The sequence below is a fragment of the Ornithinimicrobium humiphilum genome, from assembly GCF_006716885.1.
In the GTDB taxonomy this organism is placed as follows: Bacteria; Actinomycetota; Actinomycetes; order Actinomycetales; family Dermatophilaceae; genus Ornithinicoccus; species Ornithinicoccus humiphilus.
The window spans coordinates 2,100,008-2,125,669 of record NZ_VFPU01000001.1 but is presented as its reverse complement, the minus strand read 5'-3'; the positions used below and the strand labels follow the sequence as shown (position 1 = coordinate 2,125,669).

Here is a 25,662-nt window from a genome sequence, read left to right as displayed (position 1 = left end):
CTACAACGGGAAACGCGCTCGAGGTGTGCGTGCAGAGTATGGCTCAGCGTTGGCCGGGGCGCGTCCGGAGATGGTCGGTGACCCGTCCGAGGGCCAGCGCCACCTGCAGCACCCAGGCGTCGCGCGGCGTGTGGGCGTCCAGCCCGACGGACTCGCCGACCTTGCGCAGGCGGTAGCGGACGGTGTTGGGGTGGAGGAAGAGCTCGCGGGCCGTCGCCTCCAGTGCACGGCCGTTGTCGAGGTAGGTCTGCACCGTCTCCAGCAGGGCGGCCGAGTCGTCGCGCAGCGGCCGGTAGACGCGGTCGACGAGCATCCGCCGGGCCGGCACCTCCCCGAGCAGGGCCCGCTCGGGGAGCAGCTCGTCGGCCGCGACCGGCCGCGGCGCCCCCGTCCAGGCGGGGGCGGCGTCGCAGCCGGAGAGCGCGGCGCGCGCGCTGCGACCCGCGGCGAAGAGGTGCGGCACGCGGGGGCCCACGACGACAGGGCCGGGGCCGAAGTGCGCGGCCAGCCGGGCGGCGTCCTCGACCGGGTCCTCGGAGCCACCGAGGATGCAGACCAGGCGGGCCCCGAGGGCGGCGGTCAGCGCTTCCCGTCCGCGTCGGCGGGCGGCGTCGCGGAGCACCGTGAGGGCGGGGCCGGAGTCGCCCTCGGGCAGGTTGCCCACGACGACGCAGACCCCCGTCACGTCCTCCCAGCCGAGCTCGGCGGCCCGGGAGGCCAGCGTCTCGTCGGCCTCCCCGCGCACCACGGCGTGCACGACCAGCGACTCCAGCCGGGCGTCCCACCCGCCGCGCTGCTCCGCGGCCCGGGCGTAGACGGCCGCGGCGGCGAAGGCGACGTCGCGGGAGTAGCGCAGGACGGCCTCGCGCAGGCGCGGCTGCTCGTCCTCGTCGACGAGCTCGGCCACGGCGTCCTCGACGGTGGCGATCGCGGTCCGGGTCAGGTCGAGGGCCTGGCGCAGCGAGATCGTCTGGGCCAGGCTGCGCGGCGCGGCGGCGAACACCTCGCCCGGCACCGTGCCCTCCTGGGCGCCGGCGTCGTACCAGCCGAGGAGCGCGGTGATCCCGGCCTGGGCGACGAGGCTGACCCAGGAGCGGTCGTCGGGGCTCAGCGTGCGGAACCAGGCGTGCTCGGCCGCCATCCGCCGGGTCGCCCGGGTGGCCAGCTCGCCCGCGCGACGGGGGAGCGGCTCGGCGGCCGGGACGGCGTCGGAGGGGACCACCTCCCCAGCCTAGCCAGGCGTACGGTGGCCCTCGTGCCGACCACCGACCCCGGTCCTCGTCCCCTCCCAGCGCCTCCCCGGCCGGTGGTCATCGGCCACCGCGGCGCCTGCGGCTACCTGCCCGAGCACACCCTGGCGAGCTACGAGCTCGCAGCGCGCCAGGGGGCCGACTTCCTCGAGCCGGACCTGGTGGCGACCCGTGACGGGGTGCTCGTCGCCCGCCACGAGAACGAGATCTCCACGACCACCGACGTCGCCGACCACCCCGAGCTCGCCGACCGGCGGACGACGCGGACCGTCGACGGCGTCGAGGTCACCGGCTGGTTCACCGAGGACCTCACCCTGGCCGAGCTGCGGACCCTGCGCGCCGTGGAGCGCCTGCCGCAGCTGCGCGCGGCCAACGTCTCGCACGACGGGGTCCACCCCGTGCCGACGTTCGCGGAGATCCTCGACCTGCGCGCGCGTCTCGGCCGCGAGCTCGGCCGCGAGATCGGCGTCTACCCCGAGACCAAGCACCCGACGCACTTCCGCGAGCGGGGGCTCGCGCTCGAGGAGCCCCTGCTCGACGCCCTGCGCGGGGCGGGCCTGGACTCGGAGGAGGCGCCGGTCTTCGTCCAGTCCTTCGAGCTCTCCAACCTCGTCCACCTGCGGCGCGTGCTGGGGTCGCGGGCGCGCCAGGTGCTCCTCGTGACCGCGGAGGACGAGACCCCGTGGGACCTCGCCCACCCCGCCGGGCCGTGGCCCGACGCGCCCGGGCTCTGCCCGGCGGGCCGCACCTACGGCGACGTCCTGTCGCCCGCGGGCCTGGCGGCCCTGCGCGGCGTGGTCGAGGGCCTCGGCCCGGACAAGGAGATGGTGCTGCCCTGGTCGCCCGACGGCACCCTCGGTCCTGCCACCCGGCTCGTCGCCGACGCCCACGCCGCCGGGATGGTGGTCCACCCCTGGACCTTCCGGGCCGAGAACGCCTTCCTGCCGCCCGAGCTGCGCGCCGGGGGCGACCCGGCGGGGCACGGCCACCTGCGCACCGAGCTCACGGCATACCTCGAGGCGGGCGTGGACGGGGTCTTCAGCGATCACCCGGACCTCGCGGTGGCCGCCCGCGACGCGCTGCACCCGCCCACCCCCTGAGGCCGTCCTGCGGGGCAAGCCCCGGGGAACGGCGAGGGCGCCGCACCCGTCGTGGGGTGCGGCGCCCTGCCGTCGCGGGCGACCGACGCTCAGGCGTCGCCGCCGACGTTGCCGGAGGAGCCGGCGTTGACGTCGAGCAGGCGGTACTTCTCGGCCGCCTGGCGCGGCACGTCGGGGTCGATCTCGCCGCGGTCGGCCAGCATCTGCAGGGCCTTGACCGCCATCGAGGGACCGTCGATGTGGAAGAACCGGCGGGCCGCCGCACGGGTGTCGGCGAAGCCGAAGCCGTCGGCGCCGAGCGCGTAGTAGTCCTCGGGCACCCAGGGGGCGATCTGGTCCTGGACCGCCCGCATGTAGTCGCTGGTCGCGATGACCGGACCGCTGCCCTCGGAGAGGCGCTGCGTGACGTAGGGGACGCGCCGCTCCTGCTCGGGCCGCAGGAAGGCGTCCTCGTCGCAGGCCATCGCCTCGCGGCGCAGCTCCGACCACGACGTCACCGACCACACGTCGGCGCTGACGCCCCAGTCCTCGCGGAGCAGCTCCTCGGCCTCCAGGGCCCACGGCACGCCGACGCCCGAGGCGAGCAGGCGCACGTGGCGGCCGCCGTTGGGCTCGGAGCGCAGGATGCGGTGCATGCCCTTGACGATGCCCTCGACGTCGACGTCCTCCGGCTGGGCCGGCTGCTGCATCGGCTCGTTGTAGACGGTGATGTAGTAGAAGACGTCCTCGGGCTTCTCGCCGTACATGCGCCGCAGCGCGTCAGGAAGGATGTGCGCCAGCTCGTAGGCGTAGGCCGGGTCGTAGCTGATGCAGGCCGGGTTGGTCGAGGCCAGCAGCGGCGAGTGGCCGTCGGCGTGCTGCAGGCCCTCGCCCGTCAGCGTGGTGCGACCGGCGGTGGCGCCGATCATGAAGCCGCGGACCAGCTGGTCGGCGGCCGCCCAGACCCCGTCACCGGTGCGCTGGAAGCCGAACATCGAGTAGAAGATGTAGAACGGCACCATCGGGACCGAGTGGGTGTCGTAGGACGTGCCCGCGGCGGTGAAGGCCGCGACCGAGCCGCCCTCGTTGATGCCGACGTGCCAGATCTGGCCGCTCGTCGACTCCTTGTAGGCGAGCATGAGGTCGGCGTCCACCGAGGTGTAGTTCTGGCCGTGGACGTTGTAGATCTTCGCCGTGGGGAAGAAGCTGTCCATGCCGAAGGTGCGGGCCTCGTCCGGGATGATCGGCACCAGGTGCTTGCCGAACTCCTTGTCGCGCATCCACTCCTTGAAGATGCGGACGAGCGCCATCGTGGTCGCGACGTTCTGCTTGCCGGACCCCTTCTTGGCGACGTCGTAGACCTTCTCGTCCGGCAGCCGCAGCGCGGGAGCCTTCTCCGGCTCGCGCCTGGGCAGGTAGCCGCCGAGCTTCTGTCGGCGGTCCTTCATGTAGCGGATCGCCTCGTCGTCCTCGCCCGGGTGGTAGTAGGGCGGGCGGTAGGGGTCGGCCTCGAGCTGCTCGTCGGAGATCGGGATCTTGAGGCTGTCGCGGAAGGACTTCAGGTCGTCCAGCGTGAGCTTCTTCATCTGGTGGGTCGCGTTGCGGCCCGCGAAGTGGGTGCCCAGGCTGTAGCCCTTGATGGTGTGGGCCAGGATGACCGTCGGCTGACCGGTGTGGCGCATCGCCGCGGCGTAGGCGGCATACACCTTGCGGTAGTCGTGGCCGCCCCGCTTGAGCTTCCACCAGATGTCCTCGTCGGACCAGTCCTTGACCATCTCCTTGGTGCGCGGGTCGCGCCCGAAGAAGTGGTCACGGATGAAGGCGCCGTCGTTGGCCCGGAAGGTCTGGAAGTCGCCGTCCGGGGTGGAGTTGAAGAGGTTGACCAGCGCGCCGGAGGTGTCGCGGGCGATGAGCTCGTCCCAGCCGCGGCCCCACAGCACCTTGATGACGTTCCAGCCGGCGCCGCGGAAGAAGCTCTCGAGCTCCTGGACGATCTTGCCGTTGCCGCGGACGGGGCCGTCGAGGCGCTGCAGGTTGCAGTTGACGACGAAGGTCAGGTTGTCGAGCTCGTCGTTGGCCGCGACCTGCAGCAGGCCGCGCGACTCCGGCTCGTCCATCTCGCCGTCGCCGAGGAAGGCCCAGACGTGCTGCTGGCTGGTGTCCTTGATGCCGCGGTTGTGCAGGTACTTGTTGAAGGCGGCCTGGTAGATCGCGTTCATGGGGCCCAGGCCCATCGACACCGTCGGGAACTGCCAGAAGTGCGGCATGCTCCGCGGGTGCGGGTAGGAGGGGAGGGCCTCGCGGCCCTCACGGGCCTTGCTCTTCTCCTGGCGGAAGCTGTCGAGGTCGTCCTCGCTCAGCCGGCCCTCGAGGAAGGCGCGCGCGTAGATGCCGGGGGAGGCGTGGCCCTGGAAGAAGAGCTGGTCGCCGCCGCCCTCGTGGTCGCGTCCGCGCCAGAAGTGGTTGAAGCCGACCTCCCACAGCGTGGCGATCGAGGCGTAGGTGGAGATGTGGCCACCGACGGAGATCTCCGGGTGCTGGGCGCGGTGCACCATGACCGCGGCGTTCCAGCGGATCCACGCGCGGTAGCGGCGCTCCATGTCCTCGTCGCCGGGGAACCAGGGCTCGCGCTCCGGCGGGATGGTGTTGATGTAGTCGGTGGTCGTCAGCGACGGCAGACCCACCTGGGAGTCCCGGGCCCGCTCGAGCATGCGCAGCATGAGGTAGCGCGCCCTCTGGCGTCCGCCGGTCTCGATGGCGGCGTCGAGGGAGTCGAGCCACTCCTGGGTCTCCTCGGGGTCGACGTCCGGGACCTGGCTGGGGAGTCCGTTGAGGATAGGACCGACGGGGCGCTCCGTGGGCATGAGGCATGTCCTTTCCGAGGTAGTGACGTTCCTCAGTCTGTCACGGGTCCTTGCCGCTGCGTCCGCCCGGTGGCCCCGCTCGCCGGCCCCGCCCGGCGCGCCCCGACCGCAGGTCGCGGCGCTGCTGCGGTGCGTCGCGCTTTACAAGCAGCCGTCGCTCTAGTTGTGTAGGGCCACCATGCGCAGCGAAGGGACGGACGAGGTGGACGTGGCCGAGGGCAACCCCCTGGCGGCACCGGTGACGAAGCTCGGTTTCGCACCCGGTCAGATCGTGATCGAGTACGGCTACGACGACGACGTCGACGATGCCGTGCGGGAGGCCGTCGAGCAGGTGGTCGAGGGGCCGCTGGAGGACGAGGACTACGACGGGGTCGTCGACGTGGTGCTGCTGTGGTGGCGCGACGGTGACGGCGACCTCGCGGACGAGCTGGTCGACGCGCTCACCACGATGGAGGAGGGCGGCTTCATCGCCCTGCTCACCCCGGGCGCCGGGCGGGGTGACCGCGTGCCCGCCCACGACGTGCAGGAGGCCTGCACGGTGTGCTCGCTGACCGCCTCCGGCGGTGTCGCGCTGGGCGAGTGGGTCGGCCAGCGCCTGGTGGGCAGGAAGTGAGCCCGGCGGGCCCGGACTCCCCGCGGCACGGTGCCGCCCCCGTCCCGCGCCCGGGTGACCGCGCGCCGGACCTCGTCCTGCCCGACCAGTACGGCGAGCCGACCAGCCTGGCGGAGGCGGTCCAGGACCGGGCGGCCCTGCTCGTCTTCTTCCCGTTCGCCTTCTCGGCGATCTGCACCGGCGAGCTGCTCGAGGTGCAGCTCGACATCGACCGGTTCTCCAACGACCGCGTGCAGGTGCACGGCATCTCCTGCGACTCCACCTACGCCCTCCGTGTGTGGGCGGCGCAGGAGGGCTACCGCTTCCCGCTGCTGTCCGACTTCTGGCCGCACGGGGAGGTCTGCCGGGCCTTCGGCGTGCTCGACGAGGAGTCGGGGCACCCGGTGCGGGGCACCTTCCTCGTGGGCACCGACCAGAAGGTGATCTGGAGCCTGGTCCACGGGCCCGAGGAGGAGCGGCCGATCGGCCTCCTGCACGAGGCCGTCGCGCTGCTCTGAGCGACCCCGCCCGCGCTCGCCGTCGGGGCGCCACGCGCGCCCCGACGCAGAGTTGCCGAGCACGTCCGTCGGGCTGGCACAATGGGCGACCCCAGGGCCTGTAGCTCAGTTGGTAGAGCGCCGCGTTTACACCGCGTAGGTCGTCGGTTCGAGCCCGGCCGGGCCCACGTGGACAACAGCAGAGCGGAGCGCACGGCGCCCGCCGCCGACGGCGTCGACCGCCGCGCGGACGGGCCCCGGCTGGCGGACGTCCTGGCGGTGCTCGAGGAGCTCTACCCACCGGCGACGGCGCAGTCCTGGGACCGGGTCGGCCTGGTCGCCGGTGATCCCGACCAGCCCGTCGGTCGCATCCTGCTCGCGGTGGACCCCACCCTCGACGTCATCGCCGAGGCGGTGGACGCGGGGGCCGACCTGCTCGTCACGCACCACCCCCTGCTCCTGCGCGGCATCCACTCGGTCGCGACCACCACCGCCAAGGGCGCCGCGGTGACCGACCTCGTCGTCAACGACGTGGCGCTCTACTGCGCCCACACCAACGCCGACGTCGCCGACCCGGGCGTGGGCCACGCCCTGGCCGCCGCCTGCGGGCTCGCGGAGACCGAGCCGCTGCAGCTGGCGGAGGAGCAGGAGCTCGGCCGGGTCGGCGACCTGCCCGAGGAGACCTCGCTCGCCGAGCTGGCGCGGCGGCTCCACGCGGCCCTGCCGCCGACCGCCGGGGGCGTCCGCGTGAGCGGGCCCGCGGAGGCCCCGGTGCGCCGCGTGGCGGTCCTCGGCGGCGCGGGCGACTCCTCCTTCGGGGCGGTCCGCCGCAGCGGCGCCGACGTCTACGTCACGGCCGACCTGCGCCACCACCCGGCCCTCGAGGCGCGGGAGGAGGCCCGGGCGGCGGCGCGGGCCGGTGCCGCTGGCACGCCCTACCTGGTCGACGCCGGGCACTACGCGAGCGAGTGGCTGTGGCTGCCCGGCCTGCGCGACCTCCTGCGCGACCGGCTCCCCGCTAGCGTGGACATCCAGATCTCGACCGTGCGCACCGACCCCTGGGACTTCGTGGTCGGGGCGCAACCACCCACCGACGCAGGAGGTATGCCGTGAAGGCGTCCCCCGAGATGCAGGCCCGACTCCTGGACCTGCTCGCCATCGACACCCGGCTCGACCAGCTGGACCACAAGGTCCGCACGCTGCCCGAGCTGACCGACATCACGCGCATGGAGGCCGAGGCGGCCGACCTCGAGGCCGAGGTCGTGCGCACCGAGACGGCGGTGGGCGACCTGCAGCGGGAGGTGGCCCGCGCCGAGGCGGCGGTCCAGCAGGTGCGCGAGCGCGCCGAGCGCGACCGTGCCCGCCTCGAGTCCGGCACCGGCACGTCCAAGAGCCTGCAGGGCCTGCAGCACGAGCTCGAGTCGCTCGCGCGCCGCCAGAGCGTGCTCGAGGACGAGGAGCTCGAGGTCATGGAGCGCCTCGAGCAGGCCCAGCAGGAGGCCGACGCCGCGACCCGCCGCCGCGACGAGCACGCCACCAGGCTCACCGAGCTGCGCGCCGCCCGCGACGAGAAGACCGCCGCGGCCACCACCGAGCGGGCCGAGGTCGCCTCCGGCCGCGACGCGGTGGTCGCCGACCTGTCGGCCGAGCTGGTCGCCCTCTACGAGCGCGTCCGTGCTCACACCGGCGCGGGCGCCGCGCCGCTGGTGCAGCGCCGCTGCGGCGGCTGCCGGCTCGACCTCAACGCCGTCGACATCGCGCGTCTGCGGTCGGCGCCCGAGGACGAGGTGCTGCGCTGCGAGGAGTGCGGCCGCATCCTGGTCCGGACCGCGGAGTCCGGTCTGTGACCCTGCGTCCCGCGCTGGTCGTCGAGGCCGACGGCGGCTCCCGGGGCAACCCGGGTGTCGCCGGCTACGGCGCCCTCGTCCGTGACGCGCGCACGGGCGAGCTGCTCGCCGAGCGCGCGGCCCCGCTGGGCAAGGCCTCCAACAACGTCGCCGAGTACACCGGCCTCGTGGCCGGCCTGCAGGCGGTGCTCGACCTGGGCCTGGCCGACGACGCGACCATCGAGGTCCGAATGGACTCCAAGCTCGTCGTCGAGCAGATGTCGGGGCGCTGGAAGATCAAGCACGAGGACATGCGCCGGCTGGCCATGCAGGCCCGTCGGCTGGTCGATGCCATCCAGCAGCGCGGCGGCAGCGTCGAGCTGACGTGGGTGCCGCGCGCGAAGAACGGCGCCGCCGACGCGCTCTCCAACGTCGCCATGGATGGCGAGACCGTCGTCCGCGACCACGTGCGCCCGGCCTCCGAGGGGTCCACCGCCGAGACGGTCTCGGAGCAGGACGACGACCAGGCGTCCGTCGACCCCTGGTCGCTGCTGGAGATCGACGAGGACGAGCCCGACCAGCCCGCCGACGCGCTGCGCCCCACCTTCGGTGACGGCCGGGTCCCGCTGAGCGACGTCTACGTCTCCGACGAGACGGTGCCCACCCTCGAGGGCCAGACCCGCCTGATCCTGGTGCGGCACGGCGTCACCGACTTCACCCAGCGCCATCTGCTCGACGGGCGGGGCGGCGCCGACCCCGCGCTCAACGCCACCGGTATGGCGCAGGCACGCGCCGCGGCCGTCGCCGTCCGCCGGCTCGTGGAGCGCTCGCAGCCCGGCCCGCTCGTGGTCGTCTCGTCCTCGCTCCAGCGCGCCCGCCAGACGGGCCAGGCGATCGCCGACCACCTCGGCGTCGCCCGCGAGGAGGACCGCGACTGGGACGAGCAGGGCTTCGGCGAGTGGGACGGCCGCGCCATGGGCGACCTGGTGCGCGACCACGGCGACGAGCTCCTGCGGCTGCGCACCGACCCCGACTTCGCCCCGCCCGGCGGCGAGACCCGCCGCGAGCTGGACGCCCGCGTGGGGGAGGCGCTGGCCCGCGCGATCGGCCGTGGCGGCACCGTCGTGGTCGCCACCCACCGGGTCGTGCTGATGTCGGTCCTCGGCCGTCTTCTCGGCGTCGACTCCGGGCGCGCGTGGTCGATCGCGACCGCGCCGGCGTCCCTGACCGCCATCGAGGTGTGGCCCGACGGCGGCGCCCAGGTCGCCTTCGTCAACGACACCCACCACCTCTACGACCCCGCCTTCGGGGACGTCGAGGAGCGCCCCGCCAACGTCACGATCGTCGACGCCTCGCGGGACTGACGGTCCGACGGGGTGCGGACGTGCCGGGGCCGCGGCACGGCATACCCGTGCCGGCGAGGTGCCTCAGGCGGGCGGCACGTCCAGCACCCAGGGCCGCCCCGGTCGGGCGGGCTCGTACAGCTCGACGCCGTCGAACCGGTCGGCGAGCAGCGGCATCAGCGCCTCCGGGCGGCGCGGGTCGGACGGCTCCTCGCACAGGACCCGAGCCACGAGCCCGCGGGTGTGCTTGGCCATGTGCGAGGCGCCCGGCACCCGGACGGTGACCCAGCGCCGGGCCAGCTCGCCCGTCGGCGTCCAGGCGGCGGCGTAGGTGCTCGAGCGGCAGTCGACGACGAGGCCGTGCCCGGCGTCCTCGGGCAGGACCTGCTCCAGGTGGGGCCTCCAGGCCGTGGCGAGGGGCCCGACGCCGGGCAGGTTGACACCCATCGACAGCCGGTAGGGCGCCAGCCGGTCGCTCATGCGCACGAGGCCGTAGAGGGCGGAGACGACCCGCAGCCGGCGCGTCGCCCGTCGGGCCGAGGCGGGGTCGAGCGTCGTCAGGTCGAGCGCGTCGTAGAGGACGCCGGTGTAGAGCTCCCGAGCCGGCAGCGTGGGGGCCGTGGCCAGCCGCGTGTTGCGCGCGACCTCCTCGGTCAGCGACGCGCCGACGCCCAGGACCTCCATCGCCTCCGGGCCTGCGCTGACCTGCGCCAGGGCGGCCGCGACCCGCTCGCGCTGCGGCGCGAGGGCAGGTGCCGAGAGGGTCTCGGGGCGCAGCGCCGCACCCCTCGCGCGGACGGCCTTGGACTCCGACGGGGGCAGCAGGATCAGCACGCGCACAGGCTAGGCGACGCGCCGTTCGTCCTCGCGGGCGACACCGTAGGGTGACGGCATGGTGCAGCGAGCGACGAGGCTGACGGGGCCGGCGGGAGACCGCGGCCGCCTTCTCGAGCAGGCCTTCCGGGCGGCCCGGGAGGACGCCGGGGTGCGGCAGGAGTTCCCCGAGGAGGTGCTCGCCGAGGCGCTGCGGGCCGCCGGGGAGCCAGAGCTCCCCGAGCGCGACGAGACCGCGGTCGAGCTGGTGACCGTCGACCCGCCCGGGTCCATGGACCTCGACCAGGCCCTGCACATCGAGCGGGACGGCGACGGCTACCGCGTGCGCTACGCCATCGCCGACGTGCCGGCCTTCGTCGCCCCCGGCGGGGCGGTCGACGAGGAGGCCCGGTTGCGGGGGAGCACCGTCTACTGCCCCGACCAGCGCGTGCCGCTGCACCCGACCGAGCTGAGCGAGGGGGCCGCCAGCCTGCTGCCGGACGTGGTGCGGCCCGCCTACGTCTGGGACGTGCACCTCGCGGCCGACGGCCGGCGCGAGGGCGCCGACCTCTACCGGGCGCTGGTGCGCTCGCGGCGCCGCTACACCTACGAGGAGGTGCAGCAGCTGGTGGACTCGGGGGAGGCCGAGGAGTCGTTGCTGCTCCTCAAGGAGGTCGGCGAGCTGCGGATGCAGCGCGAGGCCGACCGCGGCGGCGCCAGCCTGCCCATGCCCGAGCAGGAGGTCGAGGTCGACGAGGCCGGCACCTACCGCCTCCGCCTGCGCCCCCTGCTGCCGGCCGAGGAGTGGAACGCCCAGATCTCGCTGCTCACCGGCATCGTCGCCGCCGAGATCATGCTCGAGGGCGGGGTCGGCATCCTGCGGACGATGCCGGCGCCGGACGAGCGGGCCATCGCCCGCTTCCGTCGCGAGGCCCGCGCCCTGGGCCAGGAGTGGCCGAAGGGCATGCGCTACGGCGACTTCCTGCGCAGCCTCGACAAGACCTCACCGGCGCACCTCGCGGTCGTCAACGCCGCCACCAGCCTGTTCCGCGGCGCGGGCTACACCGTCTTCGACGGCGAGCTGCCGCCCGAGGAGGAGCGGGTGCAGGCCGCGATCGCGGCGCCCTACGCCCACGTCACCGCGCCGCTGCGCCGGCTGGTCGACCGCTTCGGACTGGCCGTCTGCGAGGCGCTCGCCTCCGGCCGTCCGGTGCCCGACTGGGCGCGCGAGGCGCTTCCCGGCCTGCCCGATCTCATGCGCGCCGCGGACGACCGCTCCCGCACGGTCGAGCGGGCCTGCCTCAGCGCGGTGGAGGCCGCCGTCCTGGTCGACCTCGTGGGCGAGCGGCTCGAGGCGGTCGTCGTCGACGAGCACCAGCGCGGCGTCGTCGTCCAGCTCATCGACCCGCCGGTGTCCGAGCCGGCCGAGGGCGAGGCCGGGCTCGGCACCGCCGTCGTCGTCGAGGTCGTGGGCGCGGACATCCTCGAGGGCCGGGTCGACGTGCGCGTGGTCCCCGGGGAGGCCGAACGGGTATGACGCTGCCCCCGGTCGTGGCGACCGACCTGGACGGCACGCTGCTGCGCCCGGACGGACGGGTCTCCGCCTTCACCCGCGACGTGCTGCGGGAGGTGACGGCCGCCGGGACCACGGTGGTGCTCGTGACCGCCCGTCCGCCCCGGTGGATGGACGAGCTCGGGGAGCTGGGCGTGCACGCCGTGGCCCTGTGCGGCAACGGGGCGTTCACCTACGACATCGCCTCCCGGCAGGTCGTCGGCCACCGGCTCCTCGGCCCCGAGGTGCTCGGTGCCCTGCTCGCTGACCTGCGCGACCGCATACCCGGGATCCTGCTGGCGACCGAGGGCGTGGAGGGGCCGGCCTGCGAGACCGGGTGGGAGCTGGACGACCACCCGGGGGCGTGGACGGTCGGCGGCTGGGAGGAGCTGGCCGCGCGACCCGTCGGCAAGGTGCTCGTGCGCCACGCCGAGCTGCACACCGAGGAGCTCACGCGGCTCGTGGACGAGGTGGTCGGCGACCGGGCCCAGGTCTCCCACTCCGGCGCGGTGCGGCTGGCGGAGATCGGCCCGCGCGGGGTGACCAAGGCGGTGGCGCTGGCGGAGTGGTGCGCGGAGCAGGACCCCCAGGTGGGCGCCGACGAGGTGTGGGCCTTCGGGGACATGCCCAACGACCTGCCCATGCTGACGTGGGCCGGCCGGTCGTTCGCGGTGGCCAACGCCCATCCCGAGGTGCTCGCCGCGGCGAGCGACCGCGCCCCGGCCAACGACGACGACGGCGTGGCCCGGACCCTGCTGGCGCACCTGGATCCCGGTCGGAGGCGCGCCGTGTGGCAGGATCCTCGACCATGAGCCAGAACGTTCCCACCGGCACCGTCGACGCCCGTCCCCTCAACCGCGTGCTCGCGGTCATCCCCGGAGGCGTCCTCGTGCTGACGGTCGTCGCCGTGATCATCGACGTCGCCACCGGCGCGCTGCACTTCTGAGCCTCAGCCCGGGAACGCCCGGGCGTACTCCTCCTCCAGCCGGGACGCGTCCAGCGACCGGTAGACGCTGACGTCGCCCCGGCCCGCGCGCACCAGGCGCCCGGGAGGCTCGTCGACGGTCCAGCTGCCGGTGGTCGCCTCGCCCGCCTCGGGCGCGACGAGCGCGACCACGGCGGCCAGGTCCCACCAGGCGGGCAGCTCGGCCGCGTGCGAGACCCGCCCGACCACGGCGCCGGTCAGCGACGTCGGGGTGCCCGGGGGCACGGCGTCCTCGGGCACGACCGTCACGGGCACGGGCCCCGACAGCACCGCGGCGAGGGCGTCGGGGTCGGCCGCGGCGTTCCACTCCGCCACGCCGTCGACGGCAGGTCCGGCCAGCGAGCCCGCCATGGCGTGCACCCCGGCGAGCCGGGCGTAGGCCTCCGGGTCGTCCTGGGCCAGGGCGGCCACGTCGGTGAGCGGCCCGAGGGCGACGAGCACCAGGTCCTCGTGGATGCGAGCCTGCTCCGCCAGCAGCTCGGTCGCGTCGGCCTCGTCCGGCTGGAGGACTCCCGGGCGCGGTTCCAGGCCCCAGCCGGCCTCGCCGCTGGCGCGCCAGGCCGCGGGGAAGGGACGGCCGGAGGGCCCGGCCGTCCCTTCCCCGCAGGCCACCGGCACGGGATCGGCGTCGAGGGCCTCCAGCAGGCCGCCGAGCACCGCGAGGCCCGCCTCGCAGCCCACGAGGCCGGTCGTGCGCACGGTCAGCGCCCGGACCTCGACCTGCGGGTGGCGCAGCAGGTAGGCGAGGGCCAGGAGGTCGTCGGCCCCGAGGTCGGTGTCGACCACCACGGGGATCGTCGTGCCGTCGGTCGCCTTCGGCGGCGCCGGCGGCAGGGTGCCGCTGCCCGCGGCTCCGGTCGTGCACCCGGCGAGGGCGGTGGTGGCGAGGGCCGTGGCGAGGAGGGCCGCGAGGCCCGACCGGGCCCTCACAGCCGCACCATCGCCTGGACCAGCACTCCGGCGGCAGCCGTGAGAGCGCCCGCGAGGAGCAGGATCCCGCGGGTGCGGCCCCGCACGGCGACCGCGGCGAGCACGAGGGCGAGCCCGACGAGGTAGACGTCGTGCCCGACCGCGAGGCCCGGGGAGAAGGTGATCCGGGCCCAGAAGTCCTGGTAGATCCCCGGCGCCTGGAGCACCCACTCGTCGGGGAGGGTCGCCGGGTCCGTCGTCGGGGGAGCGGCCCAGACGTCCAGCGGCTGCACCTGCACGAGGGTGAGCCAGCGCAGGACCGGGCCGTTGGAGGTCCAGTAGGCGGGTCCGGCGAAGAACCACACGACGACCAGCGCCACGGTGGCGGGCAGCACGTGCCGGAGGAGGTGTCCGGCGACGGCCCCCAGGGCGACGGCGACCACGGCGACCGCCACGGGCTGCAGGAGCTCGGGGACCGAGGGGTTGGCCTCGGTCACCGTGCCGGGCTCGATGTACATCCGGACCCCACCGGTCGCCCGCAGCGCCAGGGCGCCCAGGGCCACCAGGACCGCGACGGGACCGACGAGCGCCAGCCCGCCGAGCAGGCGCGCCAGGGCGCGCCGGTCCTCGGGCAGGGGCGCCTCCTCGGCCAGGCGGATCCGTCCCCGCACCCCGACGCCCGTGGTGGCGACCGAGATCCCGAGTCCGAGCAGTGCGGTCGCGGCGGTGATCTCCGTGTAGGGGGCGGTGGGCCAGCGCGGCTCCCCGCGCAGGACGAGGACGACGACGGCGAGCCAGCCGGCGGCGGCCGCCCACGGCGCGGGGTGCCGCAGCACCCGTGCGGCCTCCAGCCGCACGAGCGACCAGAAGGGCGTTCCGCTGCTCGCCCCGATCGGAGGGGCGACGGTGAGGGTGGAGGAGGTCATCGACGAAGTCCTGTTCCGAGAAGGGCGGCGAGCGCCGCGAGGGTCACGATCCACGGGTGGTGCTGGTAGGCGGCCAGCAGCTGGTCGCCCCGGGTGTCGAGCCCGGCGGCCGCACGCCCGAGGACGATCCAGACGAGCGGGGCGGCCGCGCCGGCGGCCACGGCATACCGGGCGGGTGAGACTGCCGCGACGGCGCAGCCGGTGAAGGTCAGGGCCAGGAAGGGGCCGACCGGCCATCCGGGGCCCGGGCCGGCGCCGACGAGGGCGGTGGCGAGGAAGGCCAGCCAGATGGTGAGGCCGGCCGGGACGAGCAGGGCGAGCCGGTGGAGCCGCCGCGCCGACCGGCGGGTGGGCAGGGCGTCGAGGAGGTCCGCGGCCGGGTCGGCCAGCCCGCTGACGACGGCGGACGCCAGCCCGGCGGCCGCGATGTCGGACGCGACGAGGGCCGTGCGGTCGACGGCGGCCCCGAGGGCGGCCGAGGCGACCAGGACGGGCGCCACCGCCACCAGCGCGTGCCAGGGCACGGCGCGGCCCGTCGGCGCCAGCCAGGCCGGCGCCGGGAGGGCGGTGGTCACGCGTGGGCCTCCCGGGCCAGCAGGAGGTAGCCGTCGTCGAGCGTGGGCGCCACCACCTGGGCCCCGGCGGGCGGGTCCCCGAGGTGGCGGTAGGTGCCGGTCGGGGTGGCCCAGCTGCGCACCGCGCGCGGGTCCTGCGCGTCGTCCTCCCAGACTCGTCCGGAGGCGAGCGCGGCCAGCTCGGCCGGGGTGCCGGCGAACCGGATCCGGCCGGCGAACATCACGTAGACGCTCTGGCAGAGCGCGGCCACCTCGGACACGTCGTGGGTCGACATGACGACGGTCGGGGCCGCGGTGAGCAGCGACCGCAGTCGCAGCCGCTGGTCGGGGTCGAGGCCGGTCGCCGGCTCGTCGAGCACGAGCAGGTCGGGGTCGCCCACGAGGGCCGCGGCCAGGCCGACACGCTGCCGCATACCCCCCGAGAGGCGTCGGATGCGTCGGTGCATGACGTCGGTGAGGCCGACCGCCTCGAGCACGCGGCGGGTCTCCTGCCGGCGCCAATCGCGGTCGGTGTGCTCCTTGAGCACCGCGACGTAGTCCACGAGGTCGAAGGGCGTGAAGCCGGGGTAGAGGGCCGGGGCCTGGGGCAGGTAGCCCAGCCGGCGACGCGCCTCGGTCCGCTGCGCGGGGTCGGACGGGTCGAGACCGAGCAGCCGCACCGACCCGGCGTCGGGGGCGAGCACGGTGGCGAGCATCCGCAGCAGCGTCGTCTTGCCGGCGCCGTTCGGCCCGAGCAGACCGATCACGCCGCGGCCGGTGGAGAGGCTGACCTCGTCCACCACGCGGGCGCGGCCGAAGCTCTTGGTCACGGCCTCCAGGTGGACGGGGGCGGTCGAGAGGGCGGTCGTCATGCGGTCCTCCGGTAGGAGACGGTGTCACGGCGCGCCACGGTGAGGACCGCGGCGACGAGGGCGACGGCGAGGGCGAGGTACTGGGTGGCCGGGCTGGCCAGGACGTCGAGCACGAGGTCGGGCCGCAGGGCGCGGCGGACCGTGGACCCGGTGATCACGAGGGCCGCCCAGGCGGCGGCGAGCGTGGTGGCCACCCGCAGCGGGTCCAGCCGGGTGGTGCCGGCGAGCAGGACCAGGGTGGAGAGCGCCACGCCGGGCAGGCACCACGACAGGACCGCCCTGGGCGACAGCTCGACCCAGGGACCGGCGAGCAGCAGGCCTGCGACGGCCAGCGCGAGGGCCCCGCCGGAGACCACGACGGCCCGGGCGGCGACGAGGCGCAGGCCGGACGACGGGGTGGCGAGGCTGATCTCGCCCGCGGGGTCGGCGAGGTCGCGGTAGGCCAGACCGGCCGCGGCCACGGGGGCCAGCGGCGCAACCACGAGGAGCGTGAGGAGGGCCGCCTCGTCGCCGGCGACGGTCGCCAGCACGGGCACCATCAGCAGGAGCGCCACCGCGGCCAGGGCGCTCAGGACCATCACCGGCGTGGCGACGGCGGAGCGCGCCAGGCGCGGGGGCAGGCCGAGGCGCTCGAGCGGCCCCGGGGTGGGCCGGTCGACGTGGTCCGCCAGGCGTGCCCAGGCGGCCTCGACGGCACCGGGGTCGACCTGCGCCGCGAGGCGGTCGCGGCAGCCGGCGCAGCCGAGCAGGTGCGCCTCGACCGAGGCGGCGAGGACCGGCGCCGCGGTCCCGCCCGAGTATGCGGTCAGGCTCGCGTCGTCCACGTGCCATGCGTGCGTGCTCACAGCAGCGCCTCCCTCAGCTCGAGCCGGGCCCGGCTCATGCGGCTCTTGACGGTCCCGCTCGGGATCACGAGCAGCTCACCGGCCTCTCGCGTCGACAGCCCGTCGATGACGGTCGCCTGGACGACGGCGAGGAGCTCCGGTGACAGCTTCTGCAGCGCCTGGCCGACGTCGCTGTGCTCGACGCGCAGCAGCACGGCCTCCTCGGCGGAGGGCACGTGGTCGTGGCGGAGCTGGCGCAGGCGGTCCAGCAGCGGCTTGCGCGGGCGCAGCTGGTGCAGCAGCGTGCGGATCGCGATGCCCCAGAGCCAGGCCGCGACCTCGCCGTCCCCCGAGTAGCGGGTCGGCTGCTGCCAGACCTTGAGGAAGGTGTCGTTGACGACCTCGGCGACGATCGCCGGGTCGGAGCAGCGCTGGCGCACGCGGGCGGCCAGCCACGGCTGGTGCCTGGTGAACAGGCTGTGCAGCGCGCCGCGGTCTCCCTCGGCGACCTGCGCGAGCAGCTCCCGGTCGGTGGGAGCGTCCTGGTCGGTGGTCACGACTCCTTGTTCCCTCGAGCGTCCCGATCGGTTCACGGGACAGTCTGGCGGGGGAGGAGGGGAGCGTGGGGGAGCCCGGCCGGAAGCGGTTCCGGCGGGGGAGTGGTGCGGATGAGTCGGCCGGTACGCCGGGTTCTGTCCCTCCGCGCCGTTGCCGGCACTGCGAAGGTGGCGACCATCCATCTAGGACGACCGTTGCCGGCCGCCTCCAGCGGTCTACCCGTGCACTCGGGCGGGCCGCCCTCGAACGCGCACTGTCTGACCTTGCTCCAGGTGGGGTTTACCTAGCCACGCCGGTCGCCCGGCGTGCTGGTGGTCTCTTACACCACCCTTTCACCCTTACCCACCGGCGAACCGGTGGGCGGTCTGCTCTCTGTGGCACTGTCCCGCGGGTCACCCCGGGTGGCCGTTAGCCATCACCTTGCCCTGTGGAGCCCGGACGTTCCTCGGCGGGTCCCCGCGGACGGGGCCCGACGCGGCCGCCTGGCCGACTCATCCACGACCGGGAAGTCTACCTGTCCGCCGGGGTCGTGCCGTCCGCGTCGGTCGTCGCCGGGTCCCCCGCGTCGTCGAGCACGAGCTCGACGGCCGGCAGGTGGTCGGTGGGGGAGACGCCCGGCGGGACGTGCTCCCGGGTGGCGCGCTCGAGGACGGCCCACGCGGTGGGGTGCGCCTCGGCATACCTCTCGAGCACCCTGCGCACCTCGTGCTGGGGGACCGGGTATGCCGTGGCCGGCACGTCCGCGAGCTCGCCGGTGCTGACGCGGCAGCCGGGGTGGGCGAGGAGGTTCTGGTACCACTGCGACCGGGGCCCGAGCGCGGAGACGACCCGGTAGGTGCCGGGGCGCGGCTCCTCGACGACCTCCAGGACGACCTGGCGGGGGAGCCCGGAGGAGCGGCCGACGTGCTCGAGCATGAGCATGCGGGGTCCCAGGTGCCGCCCGAGGCCGCGGCGGTACATCCCCAGCGGGGAGCGCGCCAGCCACGGCGTGCGGAGGAAGAACGCGGTCGCGCGCCCGCCGACCTCGGCGAGCAGCCCCCGGGCCGCCGCGGCGGCACCGGAGGTGCGGGTCACAGGGTGGTGGGGCCGGCGCCCCGCAGGTCGAGGACCTCGACGCCGCCGTCGAGGCCGTAGCCCCCGATGTGCGTGAGGTAGAAACCGCGGCCGGCGTCGTTGAGCAGGCCGTCGTGGATCGGGATGACGCCGCGGCTCGGAGCGACCCGGCGGACGAACTCGATGGTCTCCGAGACCTTGCCCCAGGGGGCGTTGACGGGGACGGCGAGCAGGTCGACCTCGCCCGGGTCGGCGTCGAGGGCGTCACCGGGGTGGAAGAGGGCGGGAGCGCCCTCGGCCGAGAGGACCACGCCGCGGTTGCCGATGCGCTCGATGTAGTCGTGGATCACCGCGTGCCGGTCGCCCACCGGCGTCACCGTGAGGTCGCCCAGCCGGATCGGGCTGCCGGTGTCGAGCCGCTCCGTGCGCGCGCCCAGCCCCTCCTTCGCCAGCAGGTCGGCGGTCTCGGGCTCGACGAGGAGCCGGGCGTCGGGGTTGGCCGAGAGCAGCTCCGGCACCCGCTGCTGGTCGAGGTGGTCGGCGTGCTGGTGGGTGACGACGACGGCGGTGACCCCGCTCAGGTCGTCGAGCCGGGAGAGGCTGCCCGGATCGACGAGGACGCGCTGGTCGGCGACCTCGACGAGCAGGCAGGCGTGGCCGAGGTGGGTGATCTGCATACGCAGACCGTAGAGGGTGCCCCGTGCCGCCCGCCAGGCTCCGTGCCCGGGACTAGCCTGTCGCCCGTGGAGTTCCTCAACGGCACGCAGCCCGCGCACGACCTGACCTACAACGACGTCTTCATGGTGCCCTCGAGGTCGGGGGTGACCTCGCGCCTCGACGTCGACCTGAGCACGCCGGACGGGGTCGGCACGACCATCCCCGTCGTCGTGGCCAACATGACGGCGGTCGCCGGGCGCCGGATGGCCGAGACGGTGGCGCGGCGCGGCGGCGTGGCGGTCCTGCCGCAGGACATCCCGCTGCCCGAGGTGCGGCGGACCGTCGAGCGGGTCAAGGCGAGCCACCCCGTCTACGAGACGCCGATCGTCGTCGAGCGCTCGGCACCGGTCGCGCAGGTGCTCTCCGTCATGCACAAGCGCGCCCACCGGGCCGCGGTCGTCGTCGAGGCGGGCCGGCCGCTGGGGATCGTCACCGAGGCCGACACCGAGGACGTCGACCGGTTCGCCACGGTCGGCGCCGTCATGCAGCAGCCCAGGGTCGTGCTCGAGGACGGGGTGGACCTGCGGGTCGCCTTCGACCAGCTCGAGGACGCGCGCGCCGACCTCGCGCCCGTCGTCGCCGGTGGCCTGCTGCGCGGCATCGTCACCCGGACCGGCCTGCTGCGCTCCGCGATCTACCGTCCCGCGCTCGACGACGACGGCCGGCTGCGCATCGGCGCGGCCGTGGGCATCAACGGCGACGTGCCGGCCAAGGCGGCCGAGCTGCTCGACTCCGGCGCGGACGTGCTCGTCGTCGACACCGCCCACGGCCACCAGGAGAAGATGCTCGACGCCCTGCCGCAGGTCGTCGCCGCGCGCGACGCCCACCTCGCCGCCACCGGCCGCCGCGTGCCGGTCGTGGCCGGCAACGTCGTCTCGCGCGCCGGCGTGCAGGACCTGGTCGACGCCGGCGCGGACATCGTCAAGGTCGGCGTCGGCCCGGGCGCGATGTGCACGACCCGCATGATGACCGGCGTGGGCCGGCCGCAGTTCTCGGCCGTGCTGGAGTGCTCGGAGGCGGCGCGCGAGCTCGGTGCGCACGTCTGGGCCGACGGCGGCGTGAAGTATCCCCGCGACGTCGCGCTGGCGCTCGCCGCCGGCGCCGCCTCGGTCATGGTCGGCTCGTGGTTCGCCGGGACGCTGGAGTCGCCCGGCGACCTCATGCGCGACGCCGACGGGCGCTACTACAAGGAGTCCTTCGGCATGGCGTCCGCCCGGGCCGTCCGCAACCGCACCAAGGACCTCTCGGCCTTCGACCGGGCCCGCTCGGCCCTCTTCGAGGAGGGCATCTCCTCGGGCCGCATGTTCCTGGACCCGCAGCGCCCGGGTGTCGAGGACGTCCTCGACCAGATCGTCTCGGGCGTGCGCAGCGCCTTCACCTACGCCGGCGCCCGCACGATCGGCGAGTTCCACACCGGCGCCGTCGTGGGCGTCCAGGGCGCCGCCGGCTACGAGGAGGGCCGCCCGCGCCACACCTCCTGGTGAAGCCCGCCCACTCACCGCACGGACGCCCCCGCACGGACTGACGTACTCATCTTGTAGGTGGCTCGGGATACATCCTGAGCCACCTACAGGACGGGTACGGGAGTGGATGTCGGGGGTTGTCCACAGGCTCGGCCGTGCTCCCGCTCGGCCGAGGCTCATCCTGAGCATGCTGGGGCGATGGAGCCTCGCCTGCGCGACCACCTCGACCGGCACCAGGGAGTCGTCTCCGCCCGCGCGGCGTCGGCGCTCGGCCTGGACGGCAACGCCCTACGCGCCCTGACCCGAGCCGGGACGCTGGTGCGGGTGACGCGAGGGGCCTATGTCGACGGAGGCCTGCTGCGCTCCGGATCGCCGGAGGCCCAGCACGCGATGCGCACCCGGGCGGTCGTGCTCAGTCGTGGAGGCGCGCTCGCGGCGAGCCATGAGAGCGCCGCGGTGCTGCACGGCCTGCCCGTCATGCGCAGCGAGCTGGCGACGGTGCACGTCGTGCACACGACCGACCGGGTGAACACCCGCCGGCACGACGCCTTCACGGTGCATCCCTGCCCGGGGACCGACGCCCTGACGACACGGGGCGGGGTGAGGATGGTCGTCCCAGCGCTCGCGATCCTGGGCACCGCCGTCTCGGCCGGCGTGCGGTCCGGGCTCATGGCGGCTGATGCGGCCCTGCACGGCGGGCTCACCTCCAAGGACGACCTGCACGACTGGTTGGGCAGGATGCGCCGGCACCCTGGTATCTCGCGGGCCCGCCACGTGGTGCTGGCCGCCGACGCCAGCGCGGAGTCGCCGGGAGAGTCGTTGCTCCGGGAGATCCTGCTCCGCCTCGGCTACGAGGTCGCGCCGCAGTCGGAGATCCGCGAGGGCGGCGTGCTCGTGGCGCGCGTCGACTTCCTGCTCCCGCGGCTCGGCGTCGTCGTCGAGTTCGACGGGATGGTCAAGTACGAGGGCAGCCAGGGTCCCGAAGCGCTGGCGGCCGAGAAGGCCAGGGAGCGTCGGCTGCGCCGTCTCGGGTACGGCGTGGCCCGCATCGTGTGGCGCGACCTCTTCGACGAGGCGCGCATCGAGGCCGAGATCCGCGACGCGGCCCGTGGCCGCTGAGCCCGACGAACGACATACCCACCCGTCTGGTAGATCACTCGCGATCTATCCCGAGCGATCTACAAGATGAGTACGTGAGTACGAAAGTCGGGGCGCAGGGCGACGGACCGCCCTCAGGACTCGTGCGCCGCCTGCCAGGCGGCGCCGATGATGCCGGCCTCGTTGCGCAGCTCGGCCGGGACGATCGGGGTGCGCAGCTCCAGGCGGGGGAGGAACTTGTCCGCCTTCCTCGAGACGCCGCCGCCGACGATGATCAGGTCCGGCCACAGCAGCGCCTCGACGTGGGAGTAGTAGCGCTGCAGGCGCTTGGCCCAGTCCTTGTAGGACAGGCCCTCCTCGTCCTTCACGCTGCTCGCCGCCCGGGTCTCGGCGTCGTGGCCGTCGATCTCGAGGTGCCCCAGCTCGGTGTTGGGCAGCAGCCGGCCGCCGACGAAGAGCGCGCTGCCGATACCGGTGCCGAGGGTGGTCAGGAGCACGACGCCGTCGTTGCCCTTGCCCGCGCCGAAGTGCATCTCGGCGACCCCGGCGGCGTCGGCGTCGTTGAGCACGTGCACCGGACGGCCGAGCCGTTCGCGGAAGAGCTTCTCGGCGTCGGTGCCGATCCAGTCCTTGTCGATGTTGGCGGCCGTCCGCACGACGCCGTGGTCGACCACGGCCGGGACCGTGATCCCGACGGGGGTGCCGTCCTCCACCTCGTCCGCCAGCTGGTCGACGAGGTCGGCCACGACGTCCGCGACCGCCTCGGGGGTCGACTCCTCCGGCGTGGCGATCTTGATCCGCTCGCGGGTGAAGCGGCCGGCGTCCAGGTCGACGGGGGCACCCTTGATGCCGCTGCCGCCGATGTCGATGCCGAGGATGGTGGGGGCCATGTCAGGTGGGTCCTTCCCGGAGGGTGGGAGCGTGCCGGACCCACAGGGTAGGTCCGCGCGCGGCTCAGGGCAGCGTGAGGATCTCGGCGCCGTCGTCGGTGACGAGGATGGTGTGCTCGAACTGCGCCGAGGGTCGCCCGTCGGCGGTGAGCACCGTCCAGCCGTCGGCCCACTCGACCCAGTCGGGGGTGCCGAGGTTGAGCATCGGCTCGATCGTGAACGTCATACCGGGCTCGATGACGGTGTCGTAGGCGGGCGCCGCGTCGTAGTGGGGGATGACGAGCCCGGAGTGGAAGGCCTCGCCGACGCCGTGGCCGGTGTAGTCGCGCACCACGCCGTAGCCGAAGCGCTTGGCATAGCTCTCGATCACGCGCCCGATGACGTTGATCTCCCGGCCCGGACGCACCGCCCTGATCGCGCGCAGCAGCGCCTCCTGGGTGCGCTCGACGAGCAGCCGCGTCTCCTCGGCGACGTCGCCGCACAGGAAGGTGGCGTTGTTGTCGCCGTGCACGCCCCCGACGTATGCCGTGATGTCGATGTTGCAGATGTCGCCCTCCTGCAGCTCGCGGTCGTCGGGGATGCCGTGGCAGATGACCTCGTTGACCGAGGTGCACAGCGACTTGGGGTAGCCGCGGTAGCCGAGCGTGGAGGGGTAGGCGCCGTGGTCGAGGAGGAACTCGTGGCCGACGCGGTCGATCTCGTCGGTCGTCACGCCGGGGCGGACGAGCTCGCCGCAGACCTGCAGCGCCTGGGCCGCGATGCGCCCCGCCACCCGCATCCGCTCGACCGTCTCGGCGTCCTTGATCTCGCTGCCCGTGAAGGGCGCGGGGGCGGGACGGTCGACGTACTCCGGGCGGGCGATGGAGGCGGGCACCGGCCGGCGAGGGCTGACGGTTCCCGGGGCGAGGGGAGCGGTGGTCGGCATAGGGTGGATTCTAGGTCGCCGCAGCAGGCGGCCCTGTCGACGCGAGGAGGCTCACGGCATGGGCAAGGAGTACTGGTTCAACACCAGGACCAAGCAGGTCGAGGCGCACGACGACCCCGAGCGTGCGCGCAGCGCCGACCTCATGGGTCCCTACGGCAGCGAGGACGAGGCGTCCCGCGCGCTGGAGATCGCGGCGTCGAAGACGGCGGCCTGGGACGAGGAGGAGCGCAAGGAGCGCGAGTGGGCGACCGGCGACGCCGACGCGGCCGCCTGGGACAACAACCCGCTCAACGACTGACCGGAGGACGACCGGCGCCGTGGACGACGTCCTCGTCGAGCGGGTCCTGCGCGCGGTCGAGCTGGTGCCGCCCGGCCGGGTCGTCTCCTACGGCGACCTGGCCGAGCTGGTCGGCACCGGCCCCCGCCAGGTCGGCTCCGTGATGCGGCACTGGGGCGGCGGCGTCGCCTGGTGGCGGGTGACCAACGCCTCCGGCGAGCTGCCCGCACCGCTGCTGGCCCGGGCGCTCCCTCACTGGCACGAGGAGGGCATCCGGCTGCGCGACACGGGTCGCGGCTGCCGGATCGCCGACCACCGCGCGGACCTCGCGGCCCTCGCCGCCGCGCACGCCGAGGCGGTCGCCGACCTGGCCGACCCGGGCCCTCCGGACGCGCCGCCACCTGCGGCGCACTCGGCCGTCCCCGGCGCAACGGCATACGGCAGGATGGGCGCATGAACCGCCAGCAGGAGTACGTCCTCCGCACCATCGAGGAGAGGGACATCCGGTTCGTCCGGCTCTGGTTCACCGACCTCCTCGGCACCCTGAAGTCGGTCGCCGTCGCTCCCGCCGAGCTGGAGCAGGCCTTCCGGGAGGGCATCGGCATCGACGGCAGCGTCATCGAGGGCTTCACGCGCGTCTACGAGGCGGACATGGTGATCCAGCCCGACGCCGACACCTTCCAGGTGCTGCCCTGGCGCGAGCGCACGGCCCGCATGTTCTGCGACATCCACATGCCCGACGGCTCCCCGGCCGCGACCGACTCGCGCCACATCCTGCGCAAGGCGCTGGACACCGCCTCCCAGCAGGGGTTCACCTTCTACACCCACCCCGAGATCGAGTTCTACCTCTTCAAGGAGCCCTACGACCCCAAGCGGGGGCCGGTGCCGGTCGACCAGGCGGGCTACTTCGACCACGTCGCCCGCGGCGACGGCCACGACTTCCGCCGGGCGGCCATCGAGATGCTCGAGCAGATGGGGATCTCGGTCGAGTTCAGCCACCACGAGGGCGGCCCGGGCCAGCAGGAGATCGACCTCCGCTACGCCGACGCGCTGTCGATGGCCGACAACATCATGACCTTCCGCACGGTGGTCCGGGAGGTCGCGCTCCAGGAGAACGCCTTCGCGACCTTCATGCCCAAGCCGCTGGCCGCCCACCCCGGGTCCGGCATGCACACGCACATGTCGCTCTTCGAGGGCGACACCAACGCCTTCTACGAGCCGGGCGCGTCCTACGAGCTCTCCCAGACCGGCCGCCGCTTCATGGCGGGCGTGCTGATGCACAGCCGCGAGATCTGTGCGGTGACCAACCAGTGGGTCAACTCCTACAAGCGGCTCTGGGGCGGGGGCGAGGCGCCGGCCTACGTCTGCTGGGGCCACAACAACCGCTCCGCCCTGGCCCGCGTGCCGATGTACTCCATCGGCAAGGGCCACTCGCGCCGCATCGAGGTGCGCTCCATCGACTCCGCGTGCAACCCCTACCTCACGTATGCCGTGATCCTCGCCTCCGGCCTGCGCGGCATCCGCGAGGGCTACGACCTTCCGCTGGAGGCCGAGGACGACGTGTGGGCGCTCACCGACGCCGAGCGCCGGGCGATGGGCATCGCCCCGCTGCCGCAGAGCCTCGGCGAGGCCGTCGCGGTCATGGAGGACTCCGACCTCGTCGCCGAGGTGCTCGGGGAGCAGGTCTTCGACTTCTACCTGCGGAGCAAGTGGCAGGAGTGGGGCGACTACCGCTCCCAGGTCACCCAGTTCGAGCTCGACCGCTACCTGCTGCACCTCTGAAGGAGGGGTATGC

At 74.4% G+C, this 25,662-nt stretch carries 27 protein-coding genes, 1 tRNA gene and 1 other RNA gene; 15 read left to right on the top strand and 14 right to left on the bottom strand.

Annotation, left to right across the window (positions count from 1 at the left end; genetic code table 11):
- Positions 1-43: 43 nt before the first annotated feature.
- Positions 44-1,222, bottom strand: a complete 1,179-nt coding sequence (locus FB476_RS09975) for a PucR family transcriptional regulator (RefSeq protein WP_238329653.1) — start codon at positions 1,220-1,222, stop codon at positions 44-46.
- Between the two features lie 33 nt (positions 1,223-1,255).
- Between FB476_RS09975 and FB476_RS09970 the strand changes: the two genes are divergently transcribed.
- Entirely contained in the window at positions 1,256-2,350 is a 1,095-nt protein-coding gene (locus FB476_RS09970; protein ID WP_238329652.1) for a glycerophosphodiester phosphodiesterase family protein, read from the top strand.
- An 89-nt stretch (positions 2,351-2,439) separates the two neighbouring features.
- Here the strand turns inward: FB476_RS09970 and aceE are convergent, their stop codons facing one another.
- The gene (aceE, locus tag FB476_RS09965) at positions 2,440-5,193 is read right to left on the bottom strand and encodes a pyruvate dehydrogenase (acetyl-transferring), homodimeric type (protein ID WP_141818621.1); all 2,754 of its coding nucleotides are present in this window, start codon (positions 5,191-5,193) and stop codon (positions 2,440-2,442) included.
- A gap of 178 nt (positions 5,194-5,371) precedes the next feature.
- On the opposite strand from aceE, the gene FB476_RS09960 reads away from it, so the two are divergent.
- The 6 genes from FB476_RS09960 (at position 5,372) to FB476_RS09935 (ending at position 9,472) form a co-directional block, all read left to right on the top strand.
- On the top strand, positions 5,372-5,806 hold the full coding sequence (locus FB476_RS09960) for a DUF3052 domain-containing protein (RefSeq protein ID WP_141818620.1): 435 nt from the start codon (positions 5,372-5,374) through the stop codon (positions 5,804-5,806).
- The gene (locus FB476_RS09955; protein WP_141818619.1) at positions 5,803-6,303 is read left to right on the top strand and encodes a redoxin domain-containing protein; all 501 of its coding nucleotides are present in this window, start codon (positions 5,803-5,805) and stop codon (positions 6,301-6,303) included. Before FB476_RS09960 ends, FB476_RS09955 begins: the two co-directional genes overlap by 4 nt.
- Positions 6,304-6,397: 94 nt before the next feature.
- Positions 6,398-6,470: transfer RNA gene (locus FB476_RS09950), tRNA-Val, on the top strand.
- 1 nt (position 6,471) lies between these two features.
- On the top strand, positions 6,472-7,395 hold the full coding sequence (locus tag FB476_RS09945; protein WP_141818618.1) for a Nif3-like dinuclear metal center hexameric protein: 924 nt from the start codon (positions 6,472-6,474) through the stop codon (positions 7,393-7,395).
- Complete coding sequence (locus FB476_RS09940; protein ID WP_141818617.1) at positions 7,392-8,129, top strand: zinc ribbon domain-containing protein; 738 nt, start codon at positions 7,392-7,394, stop codon at positions 8,127-8,129. The genes FB476_RS09945 and FB476_RS09940 overlap by 4 nt, the downstream gene beginning before the upstream one ends.
- Complete coding sequence (locus FB476_RS09935; protein WP_238329651.1) at positions 8,126-9,472, top strand: bifunctional RNase H/acid phosphatase; 1,347 nt, start codon at positions 8,126-8,128, stop codon at positions 9,470-9,472. Before FB476_RS09940 ends, FB476_RS09935 begins: the two co-directional genes overlap by 4 nt.
- A 63-nt stretch (positions 9,473-9,535) precedes the next feature.
- On the opposite strand, the gene FB476_RS09930 is transcribed toward FB476_RS09935, so the two are convergent.
- The gene (locus tag FB476_RS09930; protein WP_141818616.1) at positions 9,536-10,285 is read right to left on the bottom strand and encodes a YaaA family protein; all 750 of its coding nucleotides are present in this window, start codon (positions 10,283-10,285) and stop codon (positions 9,536-9,538) included.
- 58 nt (positions 10,286-10,343) lie between these two features.
- On the opposite strand from FB476_RS09930, the gene FB476_RS09925 reads away from it, so the two are divergent.
- The 3 genes from FB476_RS09925 to FB476_RS16475 are packed head-to-tail and all read left to right on the top strand — an operon-like array spanning position 10,344 to position 12,762.
- On the top strand, positions 10,344-11,801 hold the full coding sequence (locus FB476_RS09925; protein ID WP_141818615.1) for an RNB domain-containing ribonuclease: 1,458 nt from the start codon (positions 10,344-10,346) through the stop codon (positions 11,799-11,801).
- Positions 11,798-12,628: an HAD family hydrolase gene (locus FB476_RS09920; RefSeq protein WP_141818614.1), complete on the top strand. Its 831-nt coding sequence runs from the start codon at positions 11,798-11,800 to the stop codon at positions 12,626-12,628. Before FB476_RS09925 ends, FB476_RS09920 begins: the two co-directional genes overlap by 4 nt.
- Complete coding sequence (locus FB476_RS16475) at positions 12,625-12,762, top strand: hypothetical protein (protein ID WP_170233590.1); 138 nt, start codon at positions 12,625-12,627, stop codon at positions 12,760-12,762. The genes FB476_RS09920 and FB476_RS16475 overlap by 4 nt, the downstream gene beginning before the upstream one ends.
- 3 nt (positions 12,763-12,765) lie before the next feature.
- Here the strand turns inward: FB476_RS16475 and FB476_RS09915 are convergent, their stop codons facing one another.
- The 9 genes from FB476_RS09915 to FB476_RS09880 all read right to left on the bottom strand — a co-directional run bounded on the left by FB476_RS09915 (position 12,766) and on the right by FB476_RS09880 (position 19,174).
- Entirely contained in the window at positions 12,766-13,731 is a 966-nt protein-coding gene (locus tag FB476_RS09915) for a nucleoside hydrolase (RefSeq protein ID WP_170233589.1), read from the bottom strand.
- On the bottom strand, positions 13,728-14,636 hold the full coding sequence (locus tag FB476_RS16470) for a hypothetical protein (RefSeq protein WP_170233588.1): 909 nt from the start codon (positions 14,634-14,636) through the stop codon (positions 13,728-13,730). Before FB476_RS16470 ends, FB476_RS09915 begins: the two co-directional genes overlap by 4 nt.
- On the bottom strand, positions 14,633-15,211 hold the full coding sequence (locus FB476_RS09910) for a hypothetical protein (RefSeq protein WP_141818612.1): 579 nt from the start codon (positions 15,209-15,211) through the stop codon (positions 14,633-14,635). Before FB476_RS09910 ends, FB476_RS16470 begins: the two co-directional genes overlap by 4 nt.
- The gene (locus FB476_RS09905) at positions 15,208-16,062 is read right to left on the bottom strand and encodes an ABC transporter ATP-binding protein (RefSeq protein WP_141818611.1); all 855 of its coding nucleotides are present in this window, start codon (positions 16,060-16,062) and stop codon (positions 15,208-15,210) included. The genes FB476_RS09910 and FB476_RS09905 overlap by 4 nt, the downstream gene beginning before the upstream one ends.
- Entirely contained in the window at positions 16,059-16,907 is an 849-nt protein-coding gene (locus tag FB476_RS09900; protein WP_141818610.1) for a cupin domain-containing protein, read from the bottom strand. Before FB476_RS09900 ends, FB476_RS09905 begins: the two co-directional genes overlap by 4 nt.
- Positions 16,904-17,443, bottom strand: a complete 540-nt coding sequence (locus tag FB476_RS09895; RefSeq protein ID WP_202876951.1) for an RNA polymerase sigma factor — start codon at positions 17,441-17,443, stop codon at positions 16,904-16,906. The genes FB476_RS09900 and FB476_RS09895 overlap by 4 nt, the downstream gene beginning before the upstream one ends.
- 108 nt (positions 17,444-17,551) lie before the next feature.
- Positions 17,552-17,938, bottom strand: an RNA gene (rnpB, locus tag FB476_RS09890) — RNase P RNA component class A.
- 16 nt (positions 17,939-17,954) lie between these two features.
- Positions 17,955-18,518, bottom strand: coding sequence for a nitroreductase family deazaflavin-dependent oxidoreductase (locus FB476_RS09885; protein ID WP_202876950.1), 564 nt, complete (start codon positions 18,516-18,518; stop codon positions 17,955-17,957).
- On the bottom strand, positions 18,515-19,174 hold the full coding sequence (locus FB476_RS09880; RefSeq protein WP_141818609.1) for an MBL fold metallo-hydrolase: 660 nt from the start codon (positions 19,172-19,174) through the stop codon (positions 18,515-18,517). Before FB476_RS09880 ends, FB476_RS09885 begins: the two co-directional genes overlap by 4 nt.
- Before the next feature lie 66 nt (positions 19,175-19,240).
- Here FB476_RS09880 and FB476_RS09875 point away from each other — a divergent pair, with 66 nt between their 5' ends.
- A complete protein-coding gene (locus tag FB476_RS09875; RefSeq protein ID WP_141818608.1) occupies positions 19,241-20,698 on the top strand; it encodes a GuaB1 family IMP dehydrogenase-related protein in 1,458 nt (485 codons plus the stop codon).
- 177 nt (positions 20,699-20,875) lie between these two features.
- Positions 20,876-21,796, top strand: coding sequence for a type IV toxin-antitoxin system AbiEi family antitoxin domain-containing protein (locus FB476_RS09870; RefSeq protein ID WP_141818607.1), 921 nt, complete (start codon positions 20,876-20,878; stop codon positions 21,794-21,796).
- 113 nt (positions 21,797-21,909) lie between these two features.
- On the opposite strand, the gene ppgK is transcribed toward FB476_RS09870, so the two are convergent.
- Both ppgK and map read right to left on the bottom strand, forming a co-directional pair.
- On the bottom strand, positions 21,910-22,665 hold the full coding sequence (gene ppgK / locus FB476_RS09865) for a polyphosphate--glucose phosphotransferase (protein WP_141818606.1): 756 nt from the start codon (positions 22,663-22,665) through the stop codon (positions 21,910-21,912).
- A 64-nt stretch (positions 22,666-22,729) separates the two neighbouring features.
- Positions 22,730-23,590 (bottom strand): type I methionyl aminopeptidase, encoded by an 861-nt coding sequence (map, locus tag FB476_RS09860; RefSeq protein WP_141818605.1) that lies wholly within the window; start codon positions 23,588-23,590, stop codon positions 22,730-22,732.
- 58 nt (positions 23,591-23,648) lie between these two features.
- Here map and FB476_RS09855 point away from each other — a divergent pair, with 58 nt between their 5' ends.
- Genes FB476_RS09855 through FB476_RS09845 form a run of 3 tightly spaced genes read left to right on the top strand, consistent with a single transcriptional unit; the run spans position 23,649 to position 25,649 of the window.
- Entirely contained in the window at positions 23,649-23,888 is a 240-nt protein-coding gene (locus FB476_RS09855; RefSeq protein WP_141818604.1) for a methionine aminopeptidase, read from the top strand.
- A gap of 19 nt (positions 23,889-23,907) precedes the next feature.
- Positions 23,908-24,324, top strand: coding sequence for an MGMT family protein (locus tag FB476_RS09850; RefSeq protein ID WP_141818603.1), 417 nt, complete (start codon positions 23,908-23,910; stop codon positions 24,322-24,324).
- Positions 24,321-25,649 carry a glutamine synthetase family protein gene (locus FB476_RS09845; RefSeq protein WP_141818602.1) on the top strand — a complete coding sequence of 443 codons (1,329 nt, stop codon included), beginning with the start codon at positions 24,321-24,323 and terminating at the stop codon, positions 25,647-25,649. Before FB476_RS09850 ends, FB476_RS09845 begins: the two co-directional genes overlap by 4 nt.
- Positions 25,650-25,662: the final 13 nt, after the last annotated feature.

Coding starts and splice junctions, on each gene's coding strand:
- FB476_RS09920 (WP_141818614.1), top strand. CDS start 11,798: ATGACGCTGCCCCCGGTCGTGGCGACCGACCTGGACGGCACGCTGCTG.
- map (WP_141818605.1), bottom strand. CDS start 23,590: ATGCCGACCACCGCTCCCCTCGCCCCGGGAACCGTCAGCCCTCGCCGG.
- FB476_RS16475 (WP_170233590.1), top strand. CDS start 12,625: ATGAGCCAGAACGTTCCCACCGGCACCGTCGACGCCCGTCCCCTCAAC.
- FB476_RS09880 (WP_141818609.1), bottom strand. CDS start 19,174: ATGCAGATCACCCACCTCGGCCACGCCTGCCTGCTCGTCGAGGTCGCC.
- FB476_RS09925 (WP_141818615.1), top strand. CDS start 10,344: ATGGTGCAGCGAGCGACGAGGCTGACGGGGCCGGCGGGAGACCGCGGC.
- FB476_RS09905 (WP_141818611.1), bottom strand. CDS start 16,062: ATGACGACCGCCCTCTCGACCGCCCCCGTCCACCTGGAGGCCGTGACC.
- aceE (WP_141818621.1), bottom strand. CDS start 5,193: ATGCCCACGGAGCGCCCCGTCGGTCCTATCCTCAACGGACTCCCCAGC.
- FB476_RS09855 (WP_141818604.1), top strand. CDS start 23,649: ATGGGCAAGGAGTACTGGTTCAACACCAGGACCAAGCAGGTCGAGGCG.
- FB476_RS16470 (WP_170233588.1), bottom strand. CDS start 14,636: ATGACCTCCTCCACCCTCACCGTCGCCCCTCCGATCGGGGCGAGCAGC.
- FB476_RS09960 (WP_141818620.1), top strand. CDS start 5,372: ATGCGCAGCGAAGGGACGGACGAGGTGGACGTGGCCGAGGGCAACCCC.
- FB476_RS09870 (WP_141818607.1), top strand. CDS start 20,876: ATGGAGCCTCGCCTGCGCGACCACCTCGACCGGCACCAGGGAGTCGTC.
- ppgK (WP_141818606.1), bottom strand. CDS start 22,665: ATGGCCCCCACCATCCTCGGCATCGACATCGGCGGCAGCGGCATCAAG.
- FB476_RS09845 (WP_141818602.1), top strand. CDS start 24,321: ATGAACCGCCAGCAGGAGTACGTCCTCCGCACCATCGAGGAGAGGGAC.